The organism is Actinomycetospora rhizophila (assembly GCF_042657905.1).
GTDB lineage: Bacteria > Actinomycetota > Actinomycetes > Mycobacteriales > Pseudonocardiaceae > Actinomycetospora > Actinomycetospora rhizophila.
In genome coordinates this window covers 128,030-143,953 of sequence record NZ_JBHSKG010000005.1, presented here as the reverse complement: position 1 = coordinate 143,953, position 15,924 = coordinate 128,030, and the positions used below count along the sequence as shown (strand labels likewise).

14 protein-coding genes are annotated in these 15,924 nt (G+C 76.5%); 5 read left to right on the top strand and 9 right to left on the bottom strand.

What is annotated here, in order from left to right:
- Positions 1 to 2 precede the first annotated feature (2 nt).
- From ACFPK1_RS12055 to ACFPK1_RS12045, 3 genes are read right to left on the bottom strand one after another with little or no spacing between them, the layout of a single operon-like run.
- Positions 3 to 1,148 carry an MBL fold metallo-hydrolase gene (locus tag ACFPK1_RS12055; RefSeq protein WP_378021163.1) on the bottom strand — a complete coding sequence of 382 codons (1,146 nt, stop codon included), beginning with the start codon at positions 1,146 to 1,148 and terminating at the stop codon, positions 3 to 5.
- A gap of 40 nt (positions 1,149 to 1,188) precedes the next feature.
- Entirely contained in the window at positions 1,189 to 1,479 is a 291-nt protein-coding gene (locus ACFPK1_RS12050) for a hypothetical protein (RefSeq protein WP_378021162.1), read from the bottom strand.
- Positions 1,480 to 1,519: 40 nt separating this feature from the next.
- A complete protein-coding gene (locus ACFPK1_RS12045; RefSeq protein ID WP_378021161.1) occupies positions 1,520 to 2,110 on the bottom strand; it encodes a TetR/AcrR family transcriptional regulator in 591 nt (196 codons plus the stop codon).
- 91 nt (positions 2,111 to 2,201) lie between these two features.
- Here ACFPK1_RS12045 and ACFPK1_RS12040 point away from each other — a divergent pair, with 91 nt between their 5' ends.
- Complete coding sequence (locus ACFPK1_RS12040) at positions 2,202 to 3,710, top strand: CocE/NonD family hydrolase (RefSeq protein WP_378021160.1); 1,509 nt, start codon at positions 2,202 to 2,204, stop codon at positions 3,708 to 3,710.
- Positions 3,711 to 3,722: 12 nt separating this feature from the next.
- Here ACFPK1_RS12040 and ACFPK1_RS12035 read toward each other — a convergent pair whose 3' ends face one another.
- Positions 3,723 to 4,571, bottom strand: coding sequence for a universal stress protein (locus tag ACFPK1_RS12035; RefSeq protein ID WP_378021159.1), 849 nt, complete (start codon positions 4,569 to 4,571; stop codon positions 3,723 to 3,725).
- A 221-nt stretch (positions 4,572 to 4,792) separates the two neighbouring features.
- Between ACFPK1_RS12035 and ACFPK1_RS12030 the strand changes: the two genes are divergently transcribed.
- Entirely contained in the window at positions 4,793 to 5,797 is a 1,005-nt protein-coding gene (locus ACFPK1_RS12030; RefSeq protein WP_378021158.1) for an Acg family FMN-binding oxidoreductase, read from the top strand.
- Positions 5,798 to 5,800: 3 nt separating this feature from the next.
- Here the strand turns inward: ACFPK1_RS12030 and ACFPK1_RS12025 are convergent, their stop codons facing one another.
- The 3 genes from ACFPK1_RS12025 to ACFPK1_RS12015 form a co-directional block, all read right to left on the bottom strand.
- Positions 5,801 to 7,033 carry a serine hydrolase domain-containing protein gene (locus tag ACFPK1_RS12025; RefSeq protein ID WP_378021157.1) on the bottom strand — a complete coding sequence of 411 codons (1,233 nt, stop codon included), beginning with the start codon at positions 7,031 to 7,033 and terminating at the stop codon, positions 5,801 to 5,803.
- A complete protein-coding gene (locus tag ACFPK1_RS12020) occupies positions 7,030 to 8,421 on the bottom strand; it encodes an alpha/beta hydrolase family protein (protein ID WP_378021156.1) in 1,392 nt (463 codons plus the stop codon). The genes ACFPK1_RS12025 and ACFPK1_RS12020 overlap by 4 nt, the downstream gene beginning before the upstream one ends.
- Positions 8,422 to 8,495: 74 nt before the next feature.
- Positions 8,496 to 11,393: an AfsR/SARP family transcriptional regulator gene (locus tag ACFPK1_RS12015; protein WP_378021155.1), complete on the bottom strand. Its 2,898-nt coding sequence runs from the start codon at positions 11,391 to 11,393 to the stop codon at positions 8,496 to 8,498.
- Between the two features lie 150 nt (positions 11,394 to 11,543).
- Between ACFPK1_RS12015 and ACFPK1_RS12010 the strand changes: the two genes are divergently transcribed.
- Positions 11,544 to 12,743 carry an MBL fold metallo-hydrolase gene (locus tag ACFPK1_RS12010; protein WP_378021154.1) on the top strand — a complete coding sequence of 400 codons (1,200 nt, stop codon included), beginning with the start codon at positions 11,544 to 11,546 and terminating at the stop codon, positions 12,741 to 12,743.
- A gap of 7 nt (positions 12,744 to 12,750) precedes the next feature.
- Entirely contained in the window at positions 12,751 to 13,503 is a 753-nt protein-coding gene (locus ACFPK1_RS12005) for a hypothetical protein (RefSeq protein ID WP_378021153.1), read from the top strand.
- Here ACFPK1_RS12005 and ACFPK1_RS12000 read toward each other — a convergent pair.
- Positions 13,478 to 14,422: an NADP-dependent oxidoreductase gene (locus ACFPK1_RS12000; protein WP_378021152.1), complete on the bottom strand. Its 945-nt coding sequence runs from the start codon at positions 14,420 to 14,422 to the stop codon at positions 13,478 to 13,480. The genes ACFPK1_RS12005 and ACFPK1_RS12000 overlap by 26 nt on opposite strands.
- Before the next feature lie 96 nt (positions 14,423 to 14,518).
- Between ACFPK1_RS12000 and ACFPK1_RS11995 the strand changes: the two genes are divergently transcribed.
- Complete coding sequence (locus tag ACFPK1_RS11995) at positions 14,519 to 15,019, top strand: MarR family winged helix-turn-helix transcriptional regulator (protein ID WP_378021151.1); 501 nt, start codon at positions 14,519 to 14,521, stop codon at positions 15,017 to 15,019.
- On the opposite strand, the gene ACFPK1_RS11990 is transcribed toward ACFPK1_RS11995, so the two are convergent.
- The gene (locus ACFPK1_RS11990) at positions 15,016 to 15,837 is read right to left on the bottom strand and encodes an LLM class F420-dependent oxidoreductase (protein ID WP_378021150.1); all 822 of its coding nucleotides are present in this window, start codon (positions 15,835 to 15,837) and stop codon (positions 15,016 to 15,018) included. The two genes, ACFPK1_RS11995 and ACFPK1_RS11990, sit on opposite strands and share 4 nt — an antisense overlap.
- Between the last annotated feature and the right edge of the window lie 87 nt (positions 15,838 to 15,924).

Below are 15,924 nucleotides of genomic sequence, written 5' to 3'. Positions count from 1 at the left end.
CGTCAGGCCTCGGCAGCTGTCGGGACCGGGAACGGCTCCGCCGTCGGCGCGAGCCCACGCCACCACGGCGCGGCGGCCGGGCCCGTGAGCGGCAGCTCGAGGCGGCGGCCGGGCTCGGGGAGGGCGAGCTCGACGCCGTGCTCATCAGCCGCACGCAGGGCGCGCTCCGCGGGCTCGTCCCACGGGTGGAAGCCCAGTACGAAGGTCGCCCAGTGGATCGGCAGCATGACCCGCCCCCGGAGGTCGCGGTGCGCGGCGACCGCCTGCTCGGGGGTCGTGTGGATGTCGGGCCAGAGGTCCGCGTAGGCCCCGACGGGCATCAGGGTCAGGTCGAACGGGCCGTGCGCGGCGCCGGTGCGCGCGTGCACCTCACTCGGCCCGGTGTCCCCGGCGACGTAGACCGCGTGCGCCGGACCGGCCACCTTCCACGCCGCCCACTGCGTCGTGTTCCGGCGGAAGCTCCGACCCGAGAAGTGCCGGCACTCCAGGCACGTCAACCGCAGACCGGCGACCTCGAGCACGTCGTCCCAGTCGGCCTCGACGATGCGCTGCGGCGCGACGCCCCAGGCCCGCAGGTGCGCGCCGACCCCGATCGGGGCGACGAACACCGCCGCGGTCGTGCGGGCCAGCTCGGTGACCGTCGGGCGGTCGAGGTGGTCGTAGTGGTCGTGGCTGAGGAGGACGACGTCGACCTCGCCGAGCGCGCCGAGCGGGGCCGGCAGCGGGTGCAGGCGCCGGGGTCCGGTGCGCGGCACGGGCGAGGTGTACTCCGACCAGACCGGGTCGACGAGCACGCGCCGGCCGTCCACCTCGAGCAGGACCGTGGCGTGCCCGAACCAGGTGGCGGCCAGCTCGGCGCGCCGCCGCCACGGCCCGGACGTCGCGAGCGGGACCGCCCTGGCCGGCCGGCCCCGCGGGGTGCGCCGGAGCAGCATCGTCGCGAGCTGCCGCGTCGTGAGGTCCGGGCGGGGCAGACCCGGCTCCCGGTTGGCGAACGTCCCCCCGGTCGCGTGCGGCGACCGGTCCGCCGCGCGCCGCAGCTCCGCGCGGGACGCGCCCATGGCGCGCCGGACGTGCGCCCCGAACGCGGCACCGGCGAGCGGGGCGGCGGAGAGCAGGGTGAGCAGGGCGCGCGACCCACGGGGCATGATCCCCACGATACGGAGGCGATCTCCGCGCGAGCGTGCCTCAGCGGGACGGGTGGACGAGGTCGCCCAGCGTCGTGTGGCCGGCGGGCCCGCCGGACAGCGGGTGGCCGACCACGGCCTCGATCCCGGTGACGAGCAGCAGCGCCAGCACGAAGACGATCAGCGCGGCACCCAGCCGGCCCGCGACCGCCCGGGCCTGGCTGCGGGCACGGCCGTGGGCGGGCCCCCTCCCCTGCCCGACGCCGGCGAGGTGCATGCCCGGGGGTGTCGCCGCGGGACGCACCCGGGAGGGCGTCCTGGCCCGCGGTCCGGTCCGGTCGGCCCAGTCCATGGGACGTCTGTACCCCGGCGACCGTGGGGTGAGACACACGTCAGGGCGACCGGGGCGCGATACCACCCAGCAGGGCGTCGACGAGCCGCGCCGGCATCCCGGGCTCGATCGGCTCGCGGGTCAGCACCACCCGGAAGTGCACGGGGCTCACCAGCATCTCGATGACCATTCGCGGGTCGACGGTCTCGGGCAGGTCGCCGCGCTCGATCGCGCGGGTGACGATCTGCCGGGAGCGCGAGGCGCGGGCGTCCCAGTAGCGGTCGCGGGCGCGCCGCGCGTCGGGGTCGTCGCCGGCGGCGGCGAGGGCGTGCTCGAGCGCGTGGCCCAGCGGTGTGGCCAGGAACGCCGCGAGGTCGGTGGCGTAGGCGACGAGGTCGTCGCGCAGGACGCCGGTGTCGGGCACCCGGAGCTGCTCGGTGATCTCGAGCAACGCGTCGAGCAGCAGGTTCTCCCGGCTGCCCCACCGGCGGTAGATCGAGGTCTCGTGCACCCCGGCCCGGTCCGCGACCTCGGCGATCCGGAGCCCCTCGAGGCCGCGCGCCCGCAGGAGCTCGAACGTCGCGTCGAGGACCGCGGCGCGGACGCGGGCCGAGCGTCCGCCCGGGCGCCGCTTCACCTCCGGCTCGCTCATGCCGCCCACCTTAACGCCAGTAGTCTTGCTTTTCGTGCCGGCGGGGCCGCACACTCCTAACGCCAGTCGACTGGACTTTGAGGAGCTCCCGATGCAGATCGATCGCGACGTCGCGGTCCCCACCCGCGACGGATCCCCGATCGTCGTGGACGTCTTCCGCCCCGAGGGCGACGGGCCGTTCCCGGTGATCGCCTCGGTGAGCCCGTACGGCAAGGACGTGCACTGGCCCGAGCGCTACCCGCTCTTCGAGGTGGTGCCGCAGCACGAGCACATGGTCTGGGAGACCCCGGACCCCGTGTGGTGGACCGCGCGCGGCTACGCCCTGCTGCGCGCCGACACCCGTGGCACCGGGAAGTCGCCGGGCCGGCTGGACCTCTACGGACCGCGGGACGCCGAGGACTTCCACGACGTCGTCGAGTGGGCCGCCGAGCAGCCGTGGAGCAGCGGCAGGGTCGCCTCCAGCGGCATCTCGTGGCTGGCGATGATGGGCTGGCGCGTCGCGGCGCTGCAGCCCCCGCACCTGGCCGCGGTGATCGCCTGGGAGGGCGCCACCGACTTCTACCGCGAGATGGCCTTCCAGGGCGGCCTGTACGCCGACGGGTTCGTCGACTTCTGGTGGGACCGCCAGATCGAGCCGCAGCGCAACGGCCCCGACGGCGACGACTGGCGCGAGGTGCTCCCGCAGCACCCCCTGCTCGACGACTACCACCGTGAGCGCACCACCGACCTCGACCGCGTCACCGTGCCGGTGCTCTCCGCGGCCAACTGGGGCGCGCTGCACCTGCACCTGCGCGGCAACATCGAGGGCTGGCGCCGGGCCGCGTCGCGCGACAAGTGGCTCGTGGTGCACACCGGCACCCACATCGACCCCTACTACGCCGACTGGGCCCAGGAGCTGCAGCTGCGGTTCCTCGACCGCTTCCTCAAGGACGAGCCGGAGCGCATGGACGGCGTGCCCCCGGTGCAGCTCGCCGTGCGCCACGGCCGCGAGGTCGTCTGGCGCGCGGCCACCGACTTCCCGCTGCCGCAGACGCGGTGGCAGGAGCTGTACCTGGGCGAGAAGGATCTCGCGTGGTCGGCGCCGGAGCCGGGCACCGTCGGCTTCCCCGCCACCGTCGACTCCGCCCCGGCGACGGAGACCCTCGAACTGACCGGGCCGGCCGCCCTGCGGCTGTGGGTGTCGGCCGGCCAGGACGACCTCGACGTGTTCGTGCGCCTCCAGCACCTCGACGTCGACGGGCAGCCGATCCCGGCGATCGGCCCGCAGGGCGGGCCGCTGCCGATGGCGATGGGCTGGCTGCGCGCCTCGCACCGCGAGACCGACCCGGCGCTCTCCGAGCCCCACCGGCCGTGGCACCCCCACGACCGCGAGACGCCGATGGTCCCGGGCGAGCCCACCCTGCTCGAGATCGAGATCTGGCCGACCAGCATCACGCTCGCCCCGGGCGAGCGGCTGCGCCTGGAGCTGCTCGCCGAGGACGGCGACATGGGGATGATGGCCCACACCCACCCCGACCTGCGCCGCCCCGCGCCCGGCACCACCGTCCACGTCGGCGGCGAGCACGCCTCGCACCTGCTCCTGCCCGTCGTCCCGGGCTGAGCCCGGCCCGCGTCAGGCCGGGCGGTCCGGCGGCACCACGACCACCGGGCAGCGGGCGTGCGCGGCGAGGCCGCGGCGGGTGCTGTGGCGCGGGTGCCGCCACCCGTGCTGCCCCACCCCGAGCACGACGAGCCCGGCGTCGCGCGCCTGGTCGGCGAGCACCCGGTCCGCCCGGTCCTCGGCGAGCACGACCTGCAGCGTGGAGGGACGCACCGCGCCCAGGTCCGGGAGGTCCTCGGACAGGAGGCGGGCATCCGGACCGGCCCGCACCACCACCAGCGGCACCCCGCGCGCCACGGCCCGCTGCGCCGCGTAGCGCAGGGCGCCGCGGCAGCCCGCCGTGCCGTCGTCCCCGACCACGACGACGTCCCCGCCGCCCGTGCCGCTGGTGGTCGAGGGCACCACCGCCACCGGCACGTCGACGTGGCCGACGAGACCGCGGGCGACGCCGCCGAGGGTCAGCTCGCCGATCAGCCCGAACCCGTCGGTGCCGACGACGAGCACCGCCGCCCCGCGGGCCTGGGCCCGCAGCACGCCGAGCACGTCGCCCTCCACGACGGACTCCTCCACCACCAGGTCGGGAGCGGTCCCCCGGGCCACCTCGGCCATGTCGGCCAGCTCGCGGCGCGCCAGCCCGAGCAGGCCCTGGTGGACGTCGACGCCGACGACCGACCGGCCCGGGTAGCTCCCGGCCGGGGTCGTCAGCGCGTGCACCAGCCGCAGGACCACGCCCCGGTCGCGCGCCTCGGCCGCCGCCCAGCGCACCGCCGCCGCACCGAGGCCGTGCAGGGGCACCCCGACGACGACCGGCCCCCGCGCCCCGGTCACCTCACGGGCCGCGCCCGCCGACTCTGTCGCCATCCGGCATCCCTCCGTCCCGGGCCCCACGACGGGCCACCGCAGACGCTGCCGTGTGGCGGCGGACGGCGGCAGGGCCGGACGTCCCGGGTGCGGCAGGGGCGGGTCCCGCGGGACGGCGGGACCTCCGGCGCCGCGGCGGGGACCTGCGGACCTCGCCCCGGGCCGCCGGAGGCGCTGGACTCGGACCCCGGACCGTCCGGAGCAGGCAGGGAGGACCCGCGATGAGCACCCCGACCGTCGGCACCGAGCGCGCCGCGCTGCGCGACGCGGTGGCGCGGGCGCTGCGGGCGCCCTCGGAGCACAACGCCCAGCCCTGGCGGTGGGTGCTCGGGCCCGACCACCTCGATCTCCACGTCGACCCGACGCGCCGGCTGCGCTTCACCGACGAGCGGGGCCACGGGGTGCTGCTCGGTTGCGGGGCGGCCCTGCACCACCTGGCGGTGGCGCTCGGCGACCAGGGCTGGCACGCCGACGTCCGCCACCAGCCCGAGGGCCCGTCGGGACGCCCGCTCGCCCGGGTGCGGATCCGGCCGGCGACCGGCGGCGCGGGACCGTGGACGGCCCGGCACGCGGCGGCGATCGACCGGCGCCACACCGACCGCCGCCGGTTCTCCGGACGGTCCGTCCCCACCACCGTGCTCCAGGCGCTCGACGACGCGGCGCGGCCCTTCGGCGGCGTGCTCCACCTCGCCTACGGCGGCCACCGCGCGGTGGTCGCGGACGCCATGCGCAAGGCCGCCGAGCAGCAGCCCCGGCAGGAGGGCTATGCCGCCGAGCTGGAGCAGTGGACCCACCGCTACGCCGGCGGGCACGACGGCATCCCGGCGAGCGCCCGTCTCGACGGGCCGCCGCCCGCGTACCGCGACCTCGTGCTGCGGTGGTTCCCCCGCGGGACGCTGCGCCAGCCACGGGGAGGCGCGGACGACCGGGACGCCTCGGTGCTGGCGGTCCTCACCGCGGTCGACGACAGCCCGGTCTCGGTGCTGCGCGCCGGCGAGGCCCTCAGCGCCGTGCTGCTCGAGGCCACGGCCCAGGGGCTCGGGACGACGCCCATCACCCAGGTCCTCGAGGTGCCCGAGACGCGCGAGCGGGTCCGTCACCTCGTCGTCGGGGCCCACCGCCCGCCGGTGTGCGTGCTGCGCCTCGGCTGGCCGGACCCGCTCAGCGCGCCCCTGGTGCCGACGCCGCGGCGCCCCCTCGCCGAGGTCCTGACCGAGACGGGGTGAGCGTCAGCCGCTCGGCGCCGCGGCGGGACTCCCCGGCACCGCCATCCCCGGGTAGAAGACCGGCAGGATCGCCTTGAGCAGGGCGACCGCCGAGCCCTCCCCGGAGGGGACGGTGGCGAGGTTGGTCGCGATCGTGATGGTCAGCCCCGTGGCGGGGTCCTGCCCGGTGAACGTCATGAACCCCGGGATCTGGCCGTCGTGCCCGACGATCGGCCCGAACCTCGCGATCCCGAGCCCGTAGCCGCCGGTCCCGGGGTGCGCGGCGTCCGCGGGCCGGATGCTGTCCATCCGGACCTGCTGCAGCCCCGGATCGAGCAGGCGGCCGCCGACGAGCGCCTGCGCCCAGGTCACCAGGTCCGGCACGGTGGAGATCGCTCCCCCGGCGGTCCACGCCCAGGAGGGGTTGGCGTCGGTCTCGTCGCGGGGCCGCAGCCGCCCGGCGAGCGCCTCGGCCTGCTGGTCGACGGGCAGGGCGTAGCCGTCGATCGTCGAGACGTTGGTCCCGAACGAGTAGCCGCGCGGGTGCGGGTCCGGGATCGCCGCGTCGGTGCGCGCCGGCAGCGAGGTCCGGCTCATGCCGAGCGGGGTGAAGATGCGTTCCTGGAAGGCCTGCGCGACGGGCGCCCCGGTGAGCTGCTCGATCACCAGCCCCAGCAGCACGATGTTGGTGTTGCTGTACTCGAACTGCGTCCCCGGCTCGGCGTCCACCGGGTGCGCGAAGGCGATGGCCAGGAGTTCGTCCGGCGTCCACGCCTTGCCCGGGTCGGCGTCGAGGGTGGCGTTGAAGGCCGGGTCGAACGTGTAGCTGAACAGGCCGCTGCGCATCTCGGAGAGCTGGGCGATCGTGATGCGGTCGCCGTTCGGGACCCCCGCACGGAACTTCCCGATCGGGTCGTCCAGCGACAGCCGTCCCTCGCCGACGAGCTGGAGGATCACCGTCGACGTCATCGTCTTGGTGATGCTGCCGATCCGCACGTGGTCGTCCACCGTCGGCGGCTCGGCGGCGCCGATCGTCCCCGTGCCGAACGTGCCGGTCCACTCGCCGCGGGTGGGCGAGGAGATCCGGACGACGGCGCCGGGAACGACGTACGCGCTCATCGTCGCGGTGATCCTCTGCGCGACGTCGTCGGCGTAGTCGGGCGCTGCGGGCGGCGGCGCCGGCACGGTGCCGCAGGCGGTCAGGGCGCCGGCGGTGAGCAGGGCGGCCGTCGCGACGGCGAGGCGTCGGGCGCTCATCGCTGCAGGGTGGCGTCGAGCCAGTCGAAGACGCGCTGGCTCCAGAGCGCCGCCGCGCCGGCCTCGTCGTGCTCGCCCGCGCCCTCGGCGTTGGTGAACCGGATGTACTCCTTGGGCACGGTCAGCGCGTCGAACAGGGGCTGCGCGTCGTTGCCGCGCACGTCGTCCTCACCGGTGCACAGCAGCGTCGGGCAGGTGATCCGCGGGGCGAGGCCCTCGAGGGTGTAGGCCGTGGTGAGCCGCAGGTAGTCCAGCGGCGTCGCGAACCCGTGGGTGAGCATGCCGCGGTCCAGCGTGAAGGCGAGCTCCGGGCTCTGGGCCATCTCCTCGCGCAGCACCGCGTTGAGCTGGTCGGGGTTCCCGGTGTCGAACTGGTCGCGGTACTGCTCGGGCAGCAGATACCGCCCGCTCGCACCCGGCGTGTACTGCGGGGCGTCGGCGACCAGCGCGGCGACACGGTGCTCGGCGGTCGCGGCGCGAGGCGCGAGGTAGCCGCCCCAGCTGCGTCCCATGAGCACGATGCGCGCCGGGTCGACCTCGGGCCGGGCGAGCAGCCAGTCGACCTGCGGGGTGACCACGGCCTCCCAGTCCGGCCGGAACACGAGGCCCTGCTCGATGAGCGCGCCACCCTGCCCGGGCCCGTCGATCAGGAGGACGGCATAGCCACGGCGCAGTGCCGCGACCCCACCGGCGAGGAACGACTCCTCCTTGGTGCCGTCGTAGCCGCCGACCATCGCGATCGCGGGGTGCGGTCCCTCGCCGGCGGGACGGATCCACCACGCCGCGAGGCGGGTCGACCCGTAGGGGATCTCGACCGGCTCGATCCGCCACTCCACGAACCGCGCGGCCCGGGCGAAGGCGTCCCGCTGCCGGCGGTAGGCATCGACGAACCGGGGGTCCAGCGGCGGGCGGTAGAGGAAGATCCCCGAGGTCCGGTAGTAGGTCACCGCCCGCAGGTAGCCCTCGTACGCGCTGACCCGACGCCCCGCCGCGGCGCTCGCGTCGGCGGCGGCGTGGACCCGGTCACCGAGGGCCTGCCATTCCCGCAGCCACCCGTCGTGGTCGCCCGGCGTGATCCGCCGGGCGGTCATGAAGGCCTCCCCGACGTCGGCGCCGCCGTAGGGGATCGTGTCGAGCGCCCGGAGGAACTGGCCGTCGAACTCGCCGTCTCCGAAGGCGAGTCCGGTCAGCGTCGTGGGGGTCGGTTCCGGGGCCGGTTCCGGGGTCGGTTCCGGGGCCGGTTCCGGGGTCGGGGCCGGCGGGGCGGCCGCCGCGCCGCTGCCCGAGCAGGCCGCGAGGGTGGCCACCGCGGCCAGCCCCGTCAGCCCGACGGCCGTACCCCGCAGCAGGGCACGGCGGCTGGGCGGGAGGGGGGTGGCGGGCTCCATGGGGGCTCCTCGGACCGGCGTCGGGGGACGGCCGGAGGATCGACGGGCCCGCTCTCACCGGGCTCGCAGGCCGCTCAAAGGGCGTGCGACGACGCGTCGGCCGGCGTCCCGTCGAGGACGAGCCCCGCCACCAGCTCCGTGGGGTCGAGGCGGCCCATCCGGCGGCCGCTGTCCCAGTGACGGGCGAACTCCCGGGGCCCGAGCTCCGCGCGCAGCGCCGCCACGCGCTCGTCGGTCCCGGGGTGCCAGGGCCAGCTGCGACCCAGCCGCGTGCTGAGCTCCGAGGACACCGCGTAGGCCCGCGCCGCCTCGTCGAGCTGCCCGGCGTGGAGGTGGTGGGTGCCCCGCGACTCGAAGGAGTCGGCGAAGTTCCGGGTGCCGAGACGCAGCTGCGTGCGCAGCACCGCGTCGGCGTGGCGCAGGCCCGCGACGCCGTCGCGGGCGAACTGGGTCGCGATCGAGTGCGTGACCTCGGCGAACAGGGCCGCCACCTGGTTGCCGACGGCCGTGTTGTCGGCGAGCACGGCGTCGGCCAGCGCCACGGCCCGCTCGCCCTCGCCGTCGAGCAGGGCCGACGCGGCGAGCACGGCGCGCCCGGCGAGCGCGGTGTGCGCGTCACCGGCCCCGTCGGCCACGGTGACCGCGGCGGTGGCCGCCGTAGTGGCCCACGAAATCGCGTCCCCGCTCCACGCGCAGACCGCGACGACGAGCAGCACCCGCCCCGCCTCCGCGGCGCGCTCGGGGGGCGGTGCGGCGAGGACGGGCACCGCCGCGGACAGGTGGCGCTCGGCGGCGGCGACGTCGTGCCCGAGGGCCTCGGCGCATCCCCGCACGGCCGTGACCACCGCGGCGTCGAGCCCGGTCAGCACCGTCGTGGCAGCCGACGCGGCGTCCGCCCACCGGGCGAGCTCGACGAGGCGTTCGCGGTCGTGCCAGTAGAACACCAGGCGGGCGGCGAGCGCGGCGCCGGCGGGCTCCGGGCGCTCGACGAGCAGCGAGCGCAGGCAGGCCCGGACCGGGGCGAGGTCGTCGTCGAGCCAGTCGTAGTACGCGGGCTGGCCGGCCGCGCCGGGCAGCGGTCCCGCGAGGACGCGGCGGAGCACCCACCGGTCCCGCGCCGCGGCGGCCGCGACCCGTTCCGCGGCGTCGAGGGCCCGGTCGGCGTGGGCACGGATCGGTTCGAGCTGCCGGAACGTGGTCGCGCGTCCCGACGTGCCGGGCCGGACCGCGGTGACCAACGACCGGTGCACCAGGCCGCCGAGGAGGTCGAGTGCCTGCTCGGTGCGCAGCGGCTCGACCGAGCACAGTGCGGCGGCGGCCTCCAGGGTGAACGGTCCGGGCAGGACCGCGAGCCGGCGGTGCAGGGTCTGCTCGTCCGGTCCCGCCAGCCGGTAGCTCCACTCCACGGTCGCCAGCAGGGTGGCGTGGCGGTCGGGTCCCGGGCCGCTGCGGGACAGCTGGGCCGGCGAGCGCTCGAGGCTGTCCGCGATCTCGGACAGCTCGAACGCCCGGGACCGGGCGGCCGCCAGCTCGATGCCCAGCGGCAGGCCCCCGACCGCCGCGCAGATCCGGCGCAGCACCGCCCCGTCCGGCCCGGCCGCGTCGAGGCCGGGGCGGGTGTCGGCGGCTCGCTCGAGGAACAGCCGGACCGCCGCGGAGCCGGCCAGCTCCGCCGGCGGCGCGTCGTAGCCGGGGACGGGCAGGGGCTCCAGGACGTGCCGGTGCTCGCCGGGCACCTCGAGGGGCTCGCGGCCGGTCGCCAGCACGGCCAGGCCGGGACAGGCCTCGAGCAGCCGGTCGACGACCGCCCCGACCGCCGGCAGCAGGTGCTCGCAGTTGTCCAGCACCACGAGGCCCCGCCGACCGCCGAGGCGCGCGAGGACGAGTTCCTCCGGGGACGTGTCGGCGACCGGCGCCAGGGCCAGTGCCTCGGCGAGGGCCGGCGCCACGGCGTCCGCGTGCCGCACCGGGGCCAGGTCGACGAACCACACCCCGTCCGGGAAGCGGTCCCGCGCCACGGCGGCGATCTCGGCGGCCAGCCGCGTCTTGCCGACCCCGCCGGGGCCGACCAGCGTGACGAGGGAGGCCGGGCCGAGGCGCGGCACGACCCGCTCCTGGTCGGCCTCGCGGCCGACGATGCTCCGACGCCGCCCCGGCAGGCGCGGGTCGGCCAGCCGCGCCGGGCCCTCGACGGGCGGTGCGGTGTCCGGGCGGAGCTCCTCGTCGTGGGTGAGGATCCGGTGGTGCAGGCGGGCCAGCTCGGGCCCGGGATCGACCCCGAGCTCGTCGGCGAGCGTCCGGCGGACCTGGTCGAACGCCGCCAGCGCGGCCGCCTGCCGCCCCGAGCGGTACAGCCCGAGGATCCGCAGCTCCCACAGCCGCTCCCGCCAGGGGTGCTCGGCGACGAGGGCGGCGAGCTCGTGGGCCGCGCGCTCGGGCTGGCCCACCGCCATCAGCGCGACGGCACGGTGCTCGGCGAGGTCGAGGCGCAGGTCGCTGTAGCGCTCGCGCACGGGTGCGAGCCAGCCGGTGTCGGCGACGTCGGCGCAGAACGGGCCCCGCCAGCGCGCCAGGGCGGGCTCGCTCGCCGCAACGACCTCGGCGTGGCGCGCCTCCCCCAGCCGGGCGCGGCACGACGCGGCCACCGCGGCCAGCCGGCGCGAGTCGAGATGCTCGGGGTCGACCTCGAGCCGGTAGCCCGTCGCGTCGGTGGTCAGCACCGTGGGGGCCACGCGAGGGCCGCGGTCGGGTTCGAGGACCTTGCGCAGCCGCCAGATGTGCGACTCCAGCACCTTGCCGCTGCGCGCGGGCGGGTCGGCGCCCCAGATCGCCTCGACGAGCGGCGCGGCGCCGACCGGTTCGCCGACCCGGGAGAGCAGGACGGCGAGCACGGTGGAGAGCCGGGCGCCGCTCGGCGGGCGCACGACGTCGTCGTCGTCGAGCAGGAGCGGCCCGAGATCCCGAAACTCCACGACGGGCCACGGTACTGCCGATCATGGTCGTTTCGTCCGGTGCGCTCCGACCGCGTCCTCCGTTCGTGCGTGCGGCCGTGAGACCGCTGTGAGAGCCGTGGCGGGGAGCCTGCCGGCGTCGGTGTCCCACTCCCCGGAGGGCTGGCTGTCGTGGCCGTCGGAGCGTTGCACGAGATCACCCCGGACCTGGTGCTCATCGAGGGCCGCCACCCGCACACGCTGTGGGGCGACCCCGACGTCCCGACGATCGCGGTGTACCGCCGCGGACCGCGCCTCTACCTGCTCGACACGGGGGCCGGGCCCGAGCAGGAGGCGGCCATCCGGGCCGTGGCGGCCCGGTACACCGGCATCGAGGAGGTGCTCCTGCTCAACAGCCACGGCCACCCCGACCACCTCGGCAACAACCACGTCCTCGCGGCGATCCCCGCGGCGCGGCGCCGCCACCACATCGCCCGCGCGGCCCGCCCCGCGCTCGACCACGCGGCCTTCTTCGCGCGGATGTACCGCACGGGCCTGGAGTACTTCGACTACCTCGACGGGCTGGACCTGGCGCCCGACCGCCTCGCCGACCTGCTCCGCGCGCTCGGCGCCCCGCCCACCCTGACGGCCGACGACGTGGCCGACCTCGGGGAGCGGATGGCCCGCCTCGGTCTCGGTCCCGCGCTGCGCGGCTTCGTCCCGTCGCTCGTCGTCGACGTCCTGCTGCGCACCTACCCCGCGATCCACGCGAGCGTCGGGACGATGGTCGACTACGAGGACCTCGGCCCCGCCGAGGAGATCGCGATCGGGTCCACGGGCTGGACGGGCTGGACGTTCGCCGACGAGCGCGGCGAGCCCGAGGTCGAGGTGCTGGAGTCGGCGGGGCACTCGGCCGGCGGCGTGGTCTACCACCTGCCCGGCGCCCGCTTCCTCATGCTGGCCGACGAGACGTCGGCGCTGCCGATCTGGACCGACGCCGACCCGCGGCGGACGGCCGCCACCGCGTCCCGCGCGATGTCCCTGGTCGACGAGGGCCTGCTGGACGGGATCGGCGCCGGGCACTCGCCGATGCTGCCCGTGCACGGCGGCGAGGCCCGGGCGCGGTTGCAGCAGATCCTCGACGCGGGGCAGGAGTTCACCGCCGCGGTCGAGGCGGTCCTGCGCCGGCACCCCGCGGGGCTGTGCATCGACGCGCTCTACTCCGAGCTCCGGGCCGAGGCGGCGCCGCGGTCGGTGATCGCCGTGCAGGCGGGCCTGCAGTTCCCGGTGTTCGGCACCTTCCTCAAGCTGACCCTGCTCAACCACTGCCTGCTGCTCGGGCTCCCCGTCGGCAGTGACGCCGCGGGCCGGCCCACCTTCCGGCTGCCCTGAGGCGGACGTGCACCTGCACCCCGATCCGGCGTTCGACCGGCTGCTGGGCGACCCCGGCGCCGCCGACCCGGCGGCCGTCGCCGCGGCCGCCCGCCGCCTCGCGTGCGGGGACGTCGCCGGGTGGGAACGCTTCTGGCGCGCCGACGGCGACCGGGCCCTGGCGGGCGCCGACGAGCGACTGGCGGCCGACGACGTCCCGGGGGCGCGGCGGGCCCTGCTCGCCGCCGCCGAGGCCTACGGGTTCGCGGCGGACCTCCTCGGGCCGGACGAGGAGGCCCACCGCCGGAACCGGGCGGCCCAGGTGGCGGCGTTCCGCGCGGCGGTGCCGCTGCTCGCGGAGCCGACCGCGGTCCTCGGGGTGGACGCCTGCCTCTTCGGCGACGCGCGGCTGGTGTGCGCGGTGGTCCCGCTGCCCGCGAGCGTGCCGGTCGCCGCGGGCTACGCACGGTTCGCCGTGGCGGCGCTGGCCCGCGGCGTCGACTGCCTGGTCCTCGGCGGGAGCGCGCCACCGGCCGGCACGTGCCCGCACGGTGGGTCCCCGGTGGTGCTCGTCGGCTGGGGGGCGGCGGCCCCGACGGTGACCGCCGCGGTCCGCCGCGACCACGACCTGGCGGGGGTGGTGTGGTGCGCTCCGGTGGGCACCGACGTGCCCGTCCCGGCGACCGGCGTCCCCACGCTGGCCCTCCCGCCCGACGCGCCGGTGGACGCCGCGATGGCGTGGATCGCCGCGCTGGTCAGGTCGCCTCGGGGACGACGATGACCTTGCCGCGCAGCGTGCCCGCGGACGCCTCCGCGTGCACCGTCGCCAGGTCGGCCAGCGCCGCCCGCCGGTCGACGTCGACGCGCAGCTCGCCGCCGTCGACGAGCGCCACCAGCCGCGCCAGCAGGTCGGCGTCGCTGCGGACGAAGACGTCGACGGCGCGGACGCCGCGCGCCTCGTCGGCGGGCGCCGGCGTCGCGGGCACCGTGTTGACGACGACGCCGCCGTCCCGGACCCGCGTGACGAGCGCGCTCAGCTGCTCCGGGGTGACCTTGGCGAGGTTGAGCAGGACGTCGACCGGCTCCGTCACCGCGGCCACCACGTCGGTCGCGGTGTGGTCGACGACCTCGTCGGCACCCGCCGCGAGGAGCCGGTCGCGGCTGCGCGCGCTGCCGGTGGCGATCACGTGGGCCCCGGCGTGCTCCGCGAGCTGCACGGCGTACCCGCCGACCCCGCCGCTCGCGCCGTTGATCAGCACGCGCTGGCCCGCCGTCAGCTTCGCGTCGTCGAGCAGCGCCTGCCACGCGGTCAGGCCCACCATGGGCAGGGCGGCGGCGTCGGCCAGCGGGATGCTGCGCGGGGCCGCGGTCAGGATCGCGGCCGGCGCGATCGCGTACTGCGCGGCGGCGCCGTCGGGCACCATCGGCAGGAAGCCGACGACGGCGTCCCCCACCGCGAACCCGTCCACGCCCTCGCCCAGCGCGTCGACCGTGCCGGCGACGTCGATACCGGGGATGTGCGGCAGCGTCACCGGGAAGGGGCCCTGCAGCCAGCCGCCGCGGATGCCGTCGTCGACCAGGTTGAACGTGGTCGCGGCGACGCGGACCCGCACCTCCCCGGCACCGGGGACGGGCTCCTCCACCTCCTCGTAGCGCAGGACGTCGGCGTCGCCGAACTCGTGGAACCGGACTGCCTTCATCGGGGAGCCTCGCTCTCGCGTCGCAGGTGCTTCCAACTCGAAGCACACCGTCGACGCTAGCCGTGCTTCGATTTCGAAGCAAGTAGACTCCCTGCCGTGACCGAGCCGCCGCACGCCGTCGATCCCGTGCAGCTCGGTGCCTACTTCGCCCTCATCGAGGTGTCCGGACTGCTCCGCCACGCGATCGACCAGCAGCTGCGCGAGGACGGCGACCTCACGTTCGTGCAGTTCCAGGTCTTGATGCGCCTGCGCCAGTCGCCCACCGGCAGCCACCGCATGACCGACCTCGCCGACGCGATCGTCCACAGCCGCAGCGGGCTCACCTACCAGGCCGGCCTGCTCGAGAAGGCGGGCCTGATCAGCCGGGCACCGTCCCCGGACGACGAGCGGGGCGTCACGGTCACCATCACCGACGCCGGGCGCGCGCTGGTCGCCCGGGTGCTCCCCGGCCACGAGGTGGTCGTCGCCCGGATGCTCTTCGACCCGCTCTCGCGCGACGACGCCGACACCCTGGCGCGCCTCCTGACCCCGGTGCGCGACCACATGCGCTCGACGCCGCCCCGGTCCGCGGCGCCGCGGCGCCGGAAGGGCACCTAGCCGATCCAGCGCTGCGCGATCGCGTCGAGCCGGTGCAGCACGTCGCGCTCGGGACCCGGGTCCACCCAGAACGCGACACGGTCGACGCCGACGTCCTCGAGCCCCGTCGGGTCGAAGGCGTCCGGGTCGGCGCCGAAGGCCGTGAACGGGACGTCGGGACGCCCCTCGTCGGCGAGCCAGGTCCGCACGCGACGGAAGGTCTCGAGGTCGAAGCGGTCGCGCAGCCAGGCGTCCCCGTGGTCGCGCAGGCGGCGCAGCGCGGCATCGCTCTCGCCGCCGACGTAGATCGGCGGGTACGGCGTCTGCACCGGCTTGGGCCAGCACCACATGGGGTCGAAGTCGACGTGGTCACCGTGGAACTCGGCCTGCTCCTCGGTCCAGATCCGCACCATCGCGGCCAGCTTCTCGTCGAGGACCTTGCCGCGCCGGCGCGGGTCGACGCCGTGGTCGGCGGCCTCCTCGCGGTTCCAGCCGACACCGACGCCGAACAGCGCCCGCCCACCGGACACGAGGTCCAGGCTCGCGACCTGCTTGGCCGTGTGGATCACGTCGCGCTCGGCGGGCAGCGCGACCCCGGTGCCGAGGCCGAGGCGCGTGGTGGTCGCCGCGACCACCGCGAGCGTCACGAAGACGTCGATCGTGCGGTGGAAGTGCCGTGGCAGGTCACCGCCGCCGGGCGCGGGACTCTCGCGACGTGCGGGGATGTGCGAGTGCTCGGGGACGAACAGCGCGTCGAACCCCCGCTCCTCGAGCGCGGGCCCCAGCACGGCCGGAGCGATGGTCTCGTCGGTGGCGAACAGCACGACCCCGTACTTCACGGGCCGATGATCGCGCGCAACCGAACCCGTCCGCCACCGGGGTGTTGTCCTTCAACACTCCGGTTCAGTACGTTTCTAGGACCGAAG

Excerpts from the sequence above, each read along its gene's own strand:
- ACFPK1_RS12055 (WP_378021163.1), bottom strand. The coding sequence starts at position 1,148 with ATGCCCCGTGGGTCGCGCGCCCTGCTCACCCTGCTCTCCGCCGCCCCG.
- ACFPK1_RS12050 (WP_378021162.1), bottom strand. The coding sequence starts at position 1,479 with ATGGACTGGGCCGACCGGACCGGACCGCGGGCCAGGACGCCCTCCCGG.
- ACFPK1_RS12045 (WP_378021161.1), bottom strand. The coding sequence starts at position 2,110 with ATGAGCGAGCCGGAGGTGAAGCGGCGCCCGGGCGGACGCTCGGCCCGC.
- ACFPK1_RS12040 (WP_378021160.1), top strand. The coding sequence starts at position 2,202 with ATGCAGATCGATCGCGACGTCGCGGTCCCCACCCGCGACGGATCCCCG.
- ACFPK1_RS12035 (WP_378021159.1), bottom strand. The coding sequence starts at position 4,571 with ATGGCGACAGAGTCGGCGGGCGCGGCCCGTGAGGTGACCGGGGCGCGG.
- ACFPK1_RS12030 (WP_378021158.1), top strand. The coding sequence starts at position 4,793 with ATGAGCACCCCGACCGTCGGCACCGAGCGCGCCGCGCTGCGCGACGCG.
- ACFPK1_RS12025 (WP_378021157.1), bottom strand. The coding sequence starts at position 7,033 with ATGAGCGCCCGACGCCTCGCCGTCGCGACGGCCGCCCTGCTCACCGCC.
- ACFPK1_RS12020 (WP_378021156.1), bottom strand. The coding sequence starts at position 8,421 with ATGGAGCCCGCCACCCCCCTCCCGCCCAGCCGCCGTGCCCTGCTGCGG.
- ACFPK1_RS12000 (WP_378021152.1), bottom strand. The coding sequence starts at position 14,422 with ATGAAGGCAGTCCGGTTCCACGAGTTCGGCGACGCCGACGTCCTGCGC.